The 13,786-nt window shown below is 37.4% G+C and carries 12 protein-coding genes; 10 read left to right on the top strand and 2 right to left on the bottom strand.

Annotated features, from left to right (window positions below):
• Positions 1-6: 6 nt before the first annotated feature.
• Positions 7-1,188 carry an N-acetylglucosamine-6-phosphate deacetylase gene (nagA, locus tag GH715_RS13855; RefSeq protein ID WP_153835808.1) on the bottom strand — a complete coding sequence of 394 codons (1,182 nt, stop codon included), beginning with the start codon at positions 1,186-1,188 and terminating at the stop codon, positions 7-9.
• 129 nt (positions 1,189-1,317) lie between these two features.
• On the opposite strand from nagA, the gene GH715_RS13850 reads away from it, so the two are divergent.
• The 6 genes from GH715_RS13850 (at position 1,318) to GH715_RS13825 (ending at position 7,566) form a co-directional block, all read left to right on the top strand.
• On the top strand, positions 1,318-2,250 hold the full coding sequence (locus GH715_RS13850; protein ID WP_153835807.1) for an ABC transporter substrate-binding protein: 933 nt from the start codon (positions 1,318-1,320) through the stop codon (positions 2,248-2,250).
• 77 nt (positions 2,251-2,327) lie between these two features.
• Positions 2,328-3,191, top strand: a complete 864-nt coding sequence (locus tag GH715_RS13845; RefSeq protein WP_018933915.1) for a carbohydrate ABC transporter permease — start codon at positions 2,328-2,330, stop codon at positions 3,189-3,191.
• 21 nt (positions 3,192-3,212) lie between these two features.
• Positions 3,213-4,097 (top strand): carbohydrate ABC transporter permease, encoded by an 885-nt coding sequence (locus GH715_RS13840; protein WP_018933916.1) that lies wholly within the window; start codon positions 3,213-3,215, stop codon positions 4,095-4,097.
• A gap of 37 nt (positions 4,098-4,134) precedes the next feature.
• Positions 4,135-6,048, top strand: a complete 1,914-nt coding sequence (locus GH715_RS13835) for a beta-N-acetylhexosaminidase (protein WP_153835806.1) — start codon at positions 4,135-4,137, stop codon at positions 6,046-6,048.
• Between the two features lie 31 nt (positions 6,049-6,079).
• Entirely contained in the window at positions 6,080-7,108 is a 1,029-nt protein-coding gene (locus tag GH715_RS13830; RefSeq protein WP_153835805.1) for a lactonase family protein, read from the top strand.
• Between the two features lie 2 nt (positions 7,109-7,110).
• Positions 7,111-7,566, top strand: a complete 456-nt coding sequence (locus GH715_RS13825) for a GNAT family N-acetyltransferase (RefSeq protein ID WP_018933919.1) — start codon at positions 7,111-7,113, stop codon at positions 7,564-7,566.
• A 157-nt stretch (positions 7,567-7,723) separates the two neighbouring features.
• Here GH715_RS13825 and GH715_RS21805 read toward each other — a convergent pair whose 3' ends face one another.
• Positions 7,724-8,680, bottom strand: a complete 957-nt coding sequence (locus tag GH715_RS21805) for a lytic polysaccharide monooxygenase (protein ID WP_153835804.1) — start codon at positions 8,678-8,680, stop codon at positions 7,724-7,726.
• 410 nt (positions 8,681-9,090) lie between these two features.
• On the opposite strand from GH715_RS21805, the gene GH715_RS13815 reads away from it, so the two are divergent.
• The 4 genes from GH715_RS13815 (at position 9,091) to GH715_RS13800 (ending at position 13,454) form a co-directional block, all read left to right on the top strand.
• Positions 9,091-10,050, top strand: coding sequence for an ABC transporter permease (locus GH715_RS13815; protein WP_153835803.1), 960 nt, complete (start codon positions 9,091-9,093; stop codon positions 10,048-10,050).
• Positions 10,051-10,074: 24 nt separating this feature from the next.
• Complete coding sequence (locus GH715_RS13810; protein ID WP_018933928.1) at positions 10,075-10,971, top strand: carbohydrate ABC transporter permease; 897 nt, start codon at positions 10,075-10,077, stop codon at positions 10,969-10,971.
• A 66-nt stretch (positions 10,972-11,037) separates the two neighbouring features.
• Positions 11,038-12,696, top strand: coding sequence for an extracellular solute-binding protein (locus GH715_RS13805; protein ID WP_153835802.1), 1,659 nt, complete (start codon positions 11,038-11,040; stop codon positions 12,694-12,696).
• Between the two features lie 29 nt (positions 12,697-12,725).
• Positions 12,726-13,454 (top strand): YesL family protein, encoded by a 729-nt coding sequence (locus tag GH715_RS13800; RefSeq protein WP_153835801.1) that lies wholly within the window; start codon positions 12,726-12,728, stop codon positions 13,452-13,454.
• The last annotated feature ends 332 nt before the right edge of the window (positions 13,455-13,786 follow it).

Raw genomic sequence — 13,786 nt, 5'->3', positions numbered from 1 at the left:
CTTTTGTTACATCCTTTCGTAAGCAATTTCTCCCCGGCAAAGTGTAAGAATGATATCATTGTTATCATCTAATAAAACGATATCGGCATCTTTTTTCTCAGCGATGGTACCTTTTCTGTTTATCATACCCAATTCTTTAGCGGCATTTGCGGAAGTCATGGCGATTGCTTCCTCGAAAGTACAACCACTAAATTGAATAATATTTTTCAGTGCATCACCCAATTTCAAAGTGCTACCTGCCAATGTGCCATCCTCTAGTCTTGCTTTTTGTTCTACGACATTGACCTTTTGACCACCTAAGTCATAATGACCATCGTGCAAGCACTTTGCTCTCATTGCATCTGTTATTAACAGTAGTCTGTCTTTTCCTTTTAGTTTAAAAGCTGTCTGAATTGCTTCAGGTGTGGAATGAACACCATCAGCAATCATTTCTACCATAAGTTCATTCTGTAGCCAAGCAGCACCTACTACACCTGGTTCCCGGTGATGAAAACCACGCATCTGGTTATATAAATGTGTAATATGAGACAAACCATGTTTGATTGCTGTCTTAATTTCATCAGCGGTAGCATCTGTATGTCCTGCTGACGCAATGATGCCTTGACTTTTTAAATGTTGAACAAATTCCATTCCACCATTTACTTCCGGTGCAAGTGTGACAAGCTTGATTTGTTGATTCGCTAATTGATGCCATTTTTGAAACAGTGAAATATCTGGTTCCTTAATATGTGCTTCAGACTGTGCACCTTTTCGCTTCATATTGATGAACGGTCCTTCTAAGTGAATTCCGATAATTTCAGCTTCTCCCGACTCTTGCTGATCCATATAGGAGACGACATTTTTAATCGCATGTTCGATGTCATCGTTATTTTGGGTCATAGTGGTCGCTAAAAAAGAAGTTGTTCCTTCTTTCGGTAATGTATTAGCCATTGTTCGCAAGGCTTGCTTCGTTCCATCCATCACATCAGCTCCGTTTGCGCCATGTATATGAACGTCGATTAATCCAGGAATCGCCTTTACATTTTTATCTGAAAAATCAAGGACTCGGTACTCCTCTTCTGCTGTTAATTGGTCTAATGTACCAATTTCTTCGATGATATGATCCTTGATTTTAATGAATCCGTTATGAAGTTTCTGGTTTTCTGCATATATTTCCATATTTTTAATTAAAATCTTTTGTCTATCCAATTATGATCACACCTTTAGAGAATGAGTTGTTAATCATAGAATACCAGTTTAAAGTATGGTTGTCTATACCTAATAAAAATATATGGTATATTTTTTGTGAAAAGTGTGTGAACATTTGTTACAAAAAGGTTGCAAATCGAAGAAGGAAAGGTTGTAAACTTAGAAGAAGCGGAAGGTATTGACTTATCTGGATTTAATTCGATGTTAGAACAACAAAGACATAGCGACGGTAACATTTATGCTGCACCACAATCTGGTTTTTATGAAGGGTTATTCGTAAATAAGAAGTTATTTGAAGAAAACGGCATTGAACTACCTACTACTTGGGAGCAATATGAAGCAGCAATTGAAGCATTTGCTGAAACAGATATTGTTCCAATCGCAGCATCTACAGAGGACTCATATTATGTAGTAGAGCATTACGCACTTGCTGCAGGCGGTATGGAAAATTATACAGCAGAATTGGCAGACCAAAACCCATCATGGGCGGAAGGTTTAGATAACATAAAAAAACATGCAGATATGGGAGCGTTTACACCTGATGCAGCAACAATTGATTTAGCAATGGCACAAGAATTATTTAAACAGGAACAAGCAGCAATGATTTTCGAAGGCTCTTGGTTCTGGGGGCAATTGGAAGAAGCAGGTATGGGCGAAGATGTTACCGTTTTACCTATGCCAGTTTATGCTGATGGAGGTGAAACTGGGGAGATTGTCGGTGGAGCATCTCAAGGATGGTTTATCAGTACTAAATCCTATGAAGATGAAGCAAAACGTGATGTTGTGGTAGATTTGTTTAACTATTTAACTTCCGAAGAAACGATTGTCCGGATTGCCGGAGCAACAGGGCAGCCACCGGCTAAAGGTGCATTGGACGATTTACCAGCTTATTTGGAAGCAGGTCATCAATTAGTCAGTGATGCTCCAGCAGTAGCATTACCGATCAACGACCGTATTTATCCGGAAGCGTTCACACATATGCGGACAAGCGTCCCTAATATTGTAAGTGGTAACACAACTGGTGAACAAGTATTAGAGGAAGCAGCTGGAATGGAAGAGTAATAGATAACTAGATAGTAAATAGGAGGTTGTCCCTGGATCAGGGTCAGCCTCATTGCTCATCTGGAAGGGAGGACGTCATGAAAGGTGATAAGTTGTATATTTTTCTCTTTCTCACACCTGCTTTTGTGATAACAGGTATCTTTTTGTATTATCCGTTTGTAGAAAATATTTTGCAAAGCTTTTACAAAACGGACGGATTCTTTAATTCTACATTTATTGGGATAGATAACTATGTTCGGTTATGGAATGATGAGATTGCTAGAGAGGCATTATTCAATTCACTGGAGTTAATGTTGTATGTCACTATTTTTCAGGTAGGAATCGCACTTGTTCTAGCGATAATGGTCAACGCGATTACGAAAGGGGCAGGTTTTTACCGGACAACTTTTTTCTTTCCAATCGTTATTTCCGGTGCTGCGATCGGGTTATTATTTACGTTGATTTATAATTACAGAAACGGTTTGTTGAATGAGATTTTAGTTAATCTTGGTTTAGAAAGAGTGTTATGGCTGACCGAGCAATCCTCCTTATATATGGTAGCTATACCAACGATTTGGAACTATGTTGGCTTTTACTTTGTCATCTTATTAACGGCCATTCAAAAAATCCCAAATGACTTTTACGAGGCAGCTGAGTTAGAAGGGGTTACTGGCATTCAAAAAATGTTTAAACTGACGATTCCATTGATTGTCAGTGATTTGAAAACATGTATTGTTCTTGCCATTACCGGTACGTTAAAGATATTTGAACTTGTTTACATTATTACTAGAGGTGGCCCGGGTAGTTCTTCTGAAGTATTAGGAACCTACATGTATCAGAAGGCATTTGAAGATACGGCAATGGGATATGGTGCTACCATCGCAGTGTTAATTGTTGTTTTAGGTTTAAGTTTAGCATTTATCACGAACAAATTATTACAGAAAGAAGAAGTTACGTACTAAAAGGAAAAGAGGTGTTCACCTTTGCATACTCATACACAGGAACAGTTAACATTTTGGGAAAGGTTTCAGGAAAGGTATTTTTCCCAATCTAAAATCGGCAAAATCTTTATTTATGTTGTGCTTACATTATGGTCGATGACTACCATCTTTCCTTTAGCATGGGTATTTTTAAATTCATTTAAGGATTCTAGGGAGATTATCACGGACACGTTTAAAATTCCATCTGATCCAACTGTGCAAAATTATGTCAATGCGTTTGAAACTGTCAATATTGGTAAAAGCTACTTAAACAGTTTTATAATATCTGGTTCTGTTGTGTTGCTTGTGTTATTTATTGGTGGTCTAGCGGCTTTTGCGATGGCACGGATGCAATTTAAATTAAGAGGAGTATTACAAGCTCTCTTAATCGCAAGTTTACTAATCCCGGCATTTGCGACGATTGTTCCTGTTTATCGAATGATGATTCAAATGGACCTTGTTAATACATATCTGGCGCTGATTATTCCGCATACTGCTGGTAACCTGCCTTTTGCGATCCTGGTTATTAGTGGTTATATGGCGACCATCCCCAAGGAATTAGAAGAGGCATCTGTGATGGATGGTTGTGGCCGCTTTAGAATGTTTACAAAAGTATTCTTGCCGATATCATTACCATCCTTTGCAACAGTAGGTATTTTCGTATTTCTTTGGTCGTATAACGACTTATTCTCTTCATTAGTATTAGTTTCACACGAAAGAGTAGCACCAATCGTCGTGTTATTATCTAATGTAAGTTCACAGTATGGTACAGATTACGGTTTAATGACCGCAGCGATTGCGATGACTGTAATTCCTGTTCTTATTTTCTATCTATTAGCTCAGAAGACATTTGAAAAAGGAGCAACATCTGGAGCAGTCAAAGGCTAACGATTGAGAGACAATCAAAAAAGAAAGGGTGATCCATTTGTATATTTTATTACAAGGAGAATTTCACTCATTTTTACCTGGTATTGAAGAATTACAGAAGGAAATTAATTTTACCCTCCATGAAGACGGTATCCCATTAACAATAGAGAAGAGTGATAGTAAGGATACTGTTGTTGAGTTCAGAAATGGTGAAGGGTTTATTTCTTATGGTCAAGCCTATCACGTCTATAGAGCAATTGGTTTATTTGTTCAACACAGTAAAGAACAAGCAACGTTTATGATGAAAGAAACACCACATTTTCAAACAATTGGCCCGATGTTTGACCTGTCTAGAAATGCCGTGATGCGAGTAGATCAATTCAAAGGTATGCTTCGAAAAATGGCATTAATGGGATTTAACGCAGCAATGCTTTACATGGAAGATACGTATGAAGTTAAAGATTTTCCTTACTTTGGATATATGCGGGGGCGCTATTCCCAACAGGAATTACAAGAGCTTGATGATTATGCATTTCAATTTGGAATCGAGTTGATTCCTTGTATCCAAACACTTGCACACTTAGAAGAGTTTTTGAAGTGGGATGCAGCAGCACACCTGAAGGATACAAGAGGTGTTTTGTTAGTGGAGCAGGAAGCAACATATGAATTTTTGCGAAAAATGATTAAAGCTGCAGCTCAACCTTTCCGAACTAAACGTATTCATATTGGTATGGATGAAGCCGAAGAATTAGGGAGAGGGATCTATTTAAATAAATTTGGCTATAAAGATCGTATAGATTTGATGACAGATCATTTACGACAGGTAAAAGAAATAACAGATAAACTGGAACTTGATGTCATGATGTGGAGTGACATGTTTTTAAAGCTAGCATCTAATTCCGGGGATGATCAGTATGATATGTCAACGGAAATTTCAGAGGTTATGAAAAATAAAATACCTGACAATATCAAGCTAATGTATTGGGATTATTATCATACGGAACAAGAAGATTATCAGGCATTGATTGCTAAACATAAACAATTGGGACAAACACCTGCATTTGCTGGTGGTATTTGGGTTTGGAATACCTTCGCAACGAATTATGGACTGTCACTAAAAACAAGTGAAGCAGCTCTAACAGTATGTAAGCAAGAAGGTATAGAAGATGTTTTTGTTACTTTATGGGGTGATGATGGTTATGAAAATAACTACTATTCGGCGATGCTTGGTTTACAATTGTATGCAGAACATCAATTCAAAACTACTGTTGATAAGGAATATTGGTATGCCCGTACTAAATTTTGTACTGGTTTAGATGCGAAGTCCTTTTTACAATTAAATGATTTAGATGCCATTCCTGGAGTGGCAAATGAAAACTTGGATCAAACAAATCCATCGAAATTTTTGTTATGGCAAGACGTACTTCTCGGCTTATTTGATAAACATATAGAAGGGGTAGAACATGACGTTTCTCTTCATTATCAACAATTGGAGAATAGGATAAAACAGTCACGAGATCCACGTTTAGAGCTTGACTTTATTTTTGAAGTACCAGAGAAATTATCGGCAGTATTAGCACAAAAGGCTGCTATCGGTATCAAACTAAAAACAGCCTATGATAATCAACAAGTAGAAACCTTACGGCAAATAGCTGATGAAGACTTACCGGTAATTATAGATAAGGTCAAAGTTTTGCGAAATGCCCATAAAAAGCAATGGTTGACCATTAATAAGCCTTTTGGCTGGGAAGTGATCGATATTCGATACGGTGGACTTATTGCTCGTTTAGAAACTGCGATAGAGCGAATTACAGACTATTCGAATGGGGAGATTGAAAGAATTGAGGAGCTGGAACAAGAACGGCTACCGTTTAATACTAATCTAGATAAAACAACCGGTTTAGGTTGGTCTAGTTATTATTATCGGATGGCATCTCCAAACGTGTTTTTTCACGTATTACCAATCTATTAATCAATATTCGAAAGGACTGAGATCCATTCAATTGAGTAGCTATAAAATGTTTGCTGGAGGATATGGGCAAGAAGATGAGGAATCGATACAATTGGTTACTTACAACGCCAAAACACATTCATTTGAAAAACAGTCTACGATAAAGGGGATTACTTCCCCTTCTTTTTTAGCAATTCATCCTTATTTAGACATCTTGTATGCTGTCAGTGAGGTGGATAACGGAGAAGTAGCAGGGTTTCAGCTTGATTCGAAGTTCATCGAAATGGATAGACAGCCTACAAAAGGATCAGGGCCCTGTTATGTTCATGCAGATGAAAAAGGAGAATTTTTATTAATCGCAAATTATGGGGAAGGAAACATTTCGTTACACCCGTTAAAAGAAGATGGTTCAATAGAAACGTGTAGTGATGCAATTAAACTACCGATTGTTCAGCAAGGTAAGCATTCACATCCACATACTTGTTATCCGTTAGGTGATCAGGATACTTTTTTAGTCACGGATTTAGGTCAGGATACGTTGTCATTGTTTCAATTAATTCGCAATCAACACTGCTTACATCATATTCATTCATTTGAATTAGGACAAGGTAAGGGACCACGGCATCTAGTTGTTTCTCAGAATCGACAATTCATTTATATTGCAAATGAATTCAGTTCTACTGTTTCAGTATACTGCTTCAATGAAGACAAGTTAGAGATGGAGCTTATTCAGGAAATTGCTACTATACCTCCAGACGAAGAGATAGATAATTATTGTGCGGATATACACTTTTCTCCAGATAATCATTTCCTATATGTATCGAATAGAGGAAGGGATTCTATTACTGTTTTTCAGGTGCTTACCGATGGCGTGCTAACCTTTCATGATGAGGTATCAACACTAGGGCGCTGGCCACGAAATTTTGCTGTAACGCCTGATGGTGCATTTATTTTGGTTGCTAATGAACATAGTGACTTGATCACGGTACTGAAAATTAGCTCAGATGGTACATTACAACCATTACCTGATAAATATGAAATGATGAAACCGACTTGTTTAAAATTTTTAAGGGGGCTGTGAGAATGGCAGATATGTTAGTCAATTTATATTCATTACCTGAAGCTTCATTTGATAAGACGCAAAGCTATCAAATCCGAACGGTTTTACCACCAGAAAAACATAAAGTGGTAGATTGGGTCCGTGAGCATTTTTCTGAAAACTGGGTAAGTGAATGTGAAGTGGCTTGCACAAAGGTACCTGCTAACTGCTTAATTGCAGTTCAAGATAATGAAATTTTAGGTTTTGCCTGTTATGATACAACATTTCCAAACTTTTTTGGGCCAACTGGAGTGAAAGAAGGTGCAAGAGGTCAAGGAATTGGTTATCAGTTGTTGTTGGCTAGCTTGTTTCAATTACGTGCTAAAGGTTATGCGTATGCAATCATTGGTGATGCTGGTCCCGTGGATTTTTATAAGAAAACGATTGGAGCGGTACCGATTGATGGTGTGCCTGTCTTAAAACAACTGAAGTCACTTTAAGTAGTTTAGTTCTGGAGTGCAGGCAACTTGTACTCCTGACTGAACTACTTTTTTATTTTTTAACAGGTGATTCTAATGTAAAAGCCCCTGTATCAAATATTTTGAAACAGGGGTAGTGTTCTTTATTATAGATCTATTTTTTAATGTATTTTGAGTCTCAGTTCACAACAACCCATACACTACTTGTATCAGGCGTTTCACCTTGTGTCCACCAGAGTGCTTCATATAAGACACCTTGATACGTAACACGGTCTCCACCATTATATGCAGTGGTGCTGGACCATTCTGGAGCTTCAGGTTGTTCAGGTGTTTCAGGTGCATCCCCGTTTACCAATTCCCATACGTCTGATTCACCAGGAGTATCTCCTTGTGTCCACCACTTTGCTTGATAAACGTTTCCATTATAAGAAACTCGATCACCATTTAAATAAACAGCATTTGGATCCCACTCCGGTGTGTCGCCAGGGTCTTCCGGATCAGGTTCTCCTGGTTCCCCGGGATCTCCTGGCTCAAATTCCCCATCAAAGTTAGCATCAATTACTTGATAGAAACCATTTGCTGTATCCGCTACTTCCCAATACGCAAGAATAACATGATATCCTGACCTTTGAGGAATTTCACAATCATGTGTTGTCGTAAAATCAGGACGCTGCCCATTATCATTATGCGTACAGAATAATTCAAAATCTGATCGTTCTAGCGGAGAATTAGGATCCCAGCCTTCTTTTGTAATATAGTAATCCCAATTGTAGGAAGCATGTGCGGCAGTTAATGTCCATTCAAAGGTAAAGGCGCCACTTGACATTGGAACCTTTGTCCAACGAGTTTCTGATTGTTCGTCTAATTTAGGAAAGACACCTCCAGCACTGGCAATCTGCCCATCTGGTACCCCTGCTTCAGGAAAGTTACCAGGCCCCTCAAGGCTCTGTGGTTCATACACTACAGCCCCACAATCAACATTAACGCCATCTGCACATAACAGAGCTCTACTTTCGGGATTACTAACATATCCGTGTGCTGAAACAATTGTAGTAAAAGCTAACGACATAAAAAATAATCCAACAACCATCAATCCAACCTTTAGATAACTTAGATTATTCATTTTCACACTCATCTCTTCTCCTCCTTGATTATAATACTAGAAGTCTATACCTATTGAAGTGAAAGATATTAGTAAGAGCCCCAATAATTTCGAATTCCACCTCCTTTTCTACTATAAAAAGAAACCCCTTACATTATATATCATAGAGGATAAAAGTGTTTAATTCAATAGCATCGAAGGAAATTAGTAAAAAAATCCTATAAAAGAAAAACTGAACAAAAATGCAAAAAAAGGATTGCATTACACTTCGAAAATTGGTATAGTTATCTTAACCAATAAAAACTAATCAACGAGAACATAATCATCTTAGAAATGTCTAGGAGTTTATGTTCTCCTTTTTTATGTGTAGCAATTGCCATGACTTTGCCAGGAACGTGAAGTACAGTCGTTTTTGATTTCAAAAAATGGGGGTAAGGAGACAAATGAATGTGAAATCCGAGGTTATCACAAAAAGTATAAAAACTAATAAGAAGAAAAGCTTTTTCAAAAGATACTTTGGCCAACTTGACTTACAAATGATGGTTATTCCTGGTCTGGTCTTTATTTTTATTTTTAACTATATACCGATGTATGGCGTGTTAATGGCTTTTCAGAATTATGACATATTTGAGGGAATGATGGGGAGCACATGGGTTGGACTAGAGCATTTTAAAATGTTTTTTTCTGATCCAAGGTTTCTGGAAATCATGCGAAATACCTTTGTTATTAGTGGATTGAAGATTTTAATATGTTTTCCGGCACCAATCATGCTAGCTCTTATGTTAAATGAGGTAAAAAACATGGCCTTCAAAAGAACGGTACAAACCATCACTTATTTACCACACTTTTTGTCATGGGTAATCGTTGCTGGATTTGCGATGTCGATATTATCAACTGACAATGGCAGTTTAAATATTGCATTAGAAAAAATAGGGTTGATTGATGAACCGATTAGTTTTCTAGCAATCCCTGAATACTTTTGGACGATTATCGTTTCTACTAATCTATGGAAATCGATTGGTTTTGCTTCGATTGTTTATATTGCGGCAATTGCAGGAGTGGATCCGCAGCTTTATGAAGCAGCAGCATTAGATGGGGCAAGTCGATTTAAGCAAATCTTTTTAATAACGATTCCCTCGATTATGCCTATCATTGTTATCTTTTTTATTTTAGAAGTTGGAAATTTATTAAATGCTGGTTTCGAAGATTTATTAATTTTAGGAGATTCGGCAATATTACGGTCTGTTTCCGATGTCATTGATACCTATGTTTACCGGGTAGGGATTGGAAGCGGAAGGTATTCCTATGCAACAGCAATTGGATTATTTAAAGCGATTATAAGTGTTGGTTTGTTAACGTTGGCAAATTATATCGCTCGCAGGAATGGCAATAGTCTTTGGTAAAGAAAGAGAAGAGGTGAAGAACTAATGATAAAACCGACATTTGGTGACCGAATCATGATAGTTAGCATATATATTTTTCTAATTTTATTGGGCTTTGTAACGTTCTATCCATTTTGGAATTCGTTAGTGATTTCCTTTAATAGTGGGCAGGACACTATGCTAGGCGGTGTAACTTTTTGGCCAAGAGATTTCACATTGGAAAATTATCAAATCGTTTTCCAGGATAAAAGGTTATTGAATGCCTTTTTGATCTCTGTGTTAAGGACGGTAATTGGTACTTTTCTATCTGTTCTAGTTACTGCATTACTGGCGTATGGTTTGTCCAAAAAAGAATTGATTGGTAGAAAATTTTTTATGATTTTCTGTTTGTTAACCATGTTCTTTAGTGGCGGATTAATCCCTACATTTCTACTAGTTAGAGGAATAGGGCTAATGGACTCTTTTTGGGCGATGATTATCCCAACACTTGTATTAGTGTGGAATATGATTATTTTCCGTACCTTCTTTCAACAACTACCTAAAGGGCTGGAGGAATCAGCCAAGATAGATGGATGTGGAAACTGGCAAATTTTCTTCCGGATTGTGCTACCTTTGTCAGGACCTGTTATCGCAACGTTATCCCTGTTTACAGCAGTGTTCCATTGGAATGATTGGTTTTTCCCTAGTATTTATATTTCTTCAGAGAACTTGATACCAATTCAGACTTTACTTCGACAAGTATTGAATTCCAATACTGTAACATCACAAATGAGTCAGCTTGATGCGGGAGCTTTAGCGCACATGTCCAATGTAGCGAAAGTTACTGGAAAATCTTTATCAATGGCTACCATGATGGTAGCAACGATTCCAATTATACTAGTTTATCCATTTGTCCAAAAACACTTTGTAAAAGGGGTACTAATCGGATCATTGAAAGAGTAGTGCAATGACATTGGTTTAAGGCTACATGCTTTAAATAATAATTAATTGAAAAAGGGGTTGTGTGCAATGAGGAAAAAGAGTTTTCATTGGTATCTATTACTTGTATTTCTATTAACTATTGGCATTGTTGCTGGATGTTCTGATAGTGATACCACTGAAAGTGTAGAAGAAGAGACAGATGATTCTGAAACAAACGATGAAGCAGGTGAGGAGGATGACGTATTTGTATTAGGTGAGGAGCCACTGGAAATTTCAATGTTTGGCAATTATGACTGGTACACCATGCCTGGATGGGGGGATGATGTAGCAACAGCTTGGATTAAAGAGAATAAAAAAGTAGATATAACTGCGATTGACGGTGGCGGGAATGCTGAACAAAAATTAACCACGATGATTGCAGGCGATGAGCTGCCTGATTTTATTTGGACAGATCGTGGGGCAGCTGTTGAAAGATTACGAGAAGGTGGAGCACTTGTCCCATTGGATCCTTATCTTGATAAGTATACAAATTTAAGAGACTGGTTCGGTGAAGAAGGTATTAATATGCTTCGTTCAGATGACGGCAAGTTATATCAATTTCCGAACTGGTATAATTCGAGCTCATTTGGCAATGCTGGGTATGTCGTAAATAAAGGAATTTATGAGGATTTAGGTTCTCCTCCTTTAGAGACTACAGAAGATTTATATGAATACTTACAATTAGTAAAAGACAAATATCCAGATGTTATTCCGTTTGAAACAGGTATAGATGGTCAAGGTATTAATGTTTTATATTCTGCTTTTGCCGAGGGAGAATCACCTGCTAATATTAACAATGTAGCAGTCCCGAACGGAGATCAGTTAACGTCCATTTTTACGGATGAGAATTATATTGAATCTTTACAATATGTTAGTAAATTGTTCCGTGAAGGATTGCTTACTCAAGACGCTTTAACACAAGATCAGGATATGGTTATTGAGAAAGTCACATCAGGTAACATAGCTGTTTTCGCATCTGCAAGTCCAACTGATCATGCCAGAACTGGTCACTATAATCTATTGGAAGAAGATCCTGATGGAGGATATTTCATGATTCATCCCATTCATAAAGAAGGATTAGATCCAAATGAAGTTTACCCAGGTTCTTATAATATGATGGGGTGGAATGTAAGTGTTATCACTAAAGGTGCGGAAGATCCCGAGAAGGTTTTTGCTTTCTTGGATTGGCTAACAGGGCCTGAAGGGCAGGCTTCCCTCATATTTGGTCCAGAGGGAGAATATTGGGATGGATTTGATGAAGAAGGATTCCCGCAATTTACGGAAAAATACTATGAGGATCCTGAAGGTTTAGCGAAAGTGGAAGAAGATACAGCGAATTTTCAATGGAATGGGAATTCAAATTTCTTAGATACAGCGAAAGCTAAATTTGAAGAAACATTACCTGAGGAACATCGTAATTGGACGACACACTGGCAAAATACAATTACATGGGATACCCAATATGATGCAACACAATATTTGAATATTAGTCCGATCCCCGAAAGTGAGGAAGGGATTATCCAGCAACGTGTAGGAGAAATTTTTGAGGAGGCTCGTGCCAAAGCAGTTTATGCACAAAGCGATGAAGAAGTCGAGCAGATAATGGCCGAAGCTGAAACAGCGGCTCAGGATGTAGGTTATCAACAACTCCTTGAATTTCAAACTGAAAAGTGGCAAGAGAATCTAGCGGTTATGGCTGGGCAATAAATGATTAAATGGAAGGGGAGTAAATCATCATGGAATCGATGGGAATGATCGGTAGATTTTATCAAATATCGTATTGGATGATGAAATTACTACTGGTAAATATGATATGGGTCATTTTTAATTTTCCAATCGTGTATATGGTACTGGCTACATTAACAGTAAACAGTATGGATGAACTGTATTTGCTTCTTATCATCATCATACTGTTACTCCCCTTTATTTTCTTTCCTGCCACTAATGCAATGTTTGCGGTAGTTAGAAGAGGGGTGTTATATAAGAAGGATGATAGATTACTATCTTATTTCTGGAAGACATATAAACAAAATTATGCTCGCAGTCTTGTAGGTGGGATAACGATTACTGTTCTTTGGTTTGTTTGGATTTACAATTATCAATTAGCAGGGATTGAGTTAGGTTCTGGATTGTCTTATATTTACCTCGCTCTTACTATGTTTTTATTAGCATTTACGAGTTATTTCTTTGCGGATAGTGTACATTATCACCTTACATTTATTGCATCCATTAAAAAATCTATCATAATGAGTATAGGTTTTCCGCATTATACCGTTTCTATAATTGGTGTTTCAGGTGTTTGCCTGTATATTTTATACTGGCTACATCCCGTATTTCTTGTGTTGTATGGTGGGATTTTGCCTGCAATTATCTGTTTTCTAGGTTATTATTTCATTTACCTAAGAGCAAAAAGAGTTAAGGAAACGAATGAAAGTAAAAAACAATGGAACCCCCAAAAAGCATAAGCGGCCAGCTCATTGGTCGCTTATGCTTTTGTGTTTGTGAAAATATATCACTTGGTATCATAATTATTAGTAATGATAATGCCGTATCTTGCACTTTCACAGAATTAATAATTCGAATTGCTAGGTCTACCATTGATGTAGCGCATGCATAAAACGAAGACTGCCCACTATAATTTGTGTGCTACTTTTCAGCGGTTTTTACTTATTTTTGCTTAAAAGGAAAGAAAGTATAAATTCAGCGCAATGATTGTGTTGGTTGAAGTAGTTATTTTGAAATGTTTTATGCGTATTGGCAACGCTCCGACTAATTACTTCGCTTTCCGTGGGCACAG

Origin of the sequence: Gracilibacillus thailandensis (assembly GCF_010994055.1) — a bacterium.
In the GTDB taxonomy this organism is placed as follows: Bacteria; Bacillota; Bacilli; order Bacillales; family Amphibacillaceae; genus Gracilibacillus; species Gracilibacillus lacisalsi.
The sequence above is the reverse complement of the archived record's forward strand: the minus strand, read 5'-3'. Positions and strand labels throughout refer to the sequence as shown.

Excerpts from the sequence above, each read along its gene's own strand:
- GH715_RS13805 (WP_153835802.1), top strand. The coding sequence starts at position 11,038 with ATGAGGAAAAAGAGTTTTCATTGGTATCTATTACTTGTATTTCTATTA.
- GH715_RS13810 (WP_018933928.1), top strand. The coding sequence starts at position 10,075 with ATGATAAAACCGACATTTGGTGACCGAATCATGATAGTTAGCATATAT.
- GH715_RS21805 (WP_153835804.1), bottom strand. The coding sequence starts at position 8,680 with ATGAGTGTGAAAATGAATAATCTAAGTTATCTAAAGGTTGGATTGATG.
- GH715_RS13815 (WP_153835803.1), top strand. The coding sequence starts at position 9,091 with ATGAATGTGAAATCCGAGGTTATCACAAAAAGTATAAAAACTAATAAG.
- GH715_RS13800 (WP_153835801.1), top strand. The coding sequence starts at position 12,726 with ATGGAATCGATGGGAATGATCGGTAGATTTTATCAAATATCGTATTGG.
- GH715_RS13825 (WP_018933919.1), top strand. The coding sequence starts at position 7,111 with ATGGCAGATATGTTAGTCAATTTATATTCATTACCTGAAGCTTCATTT.
- GH715_RS13845 (WP_018933915.1), top strand. The coding sequence starts at position 2,328 with ATGAAAGGTGATAAGTTGTATATTTTTCTCTTTCTCACACCTGCTTTT.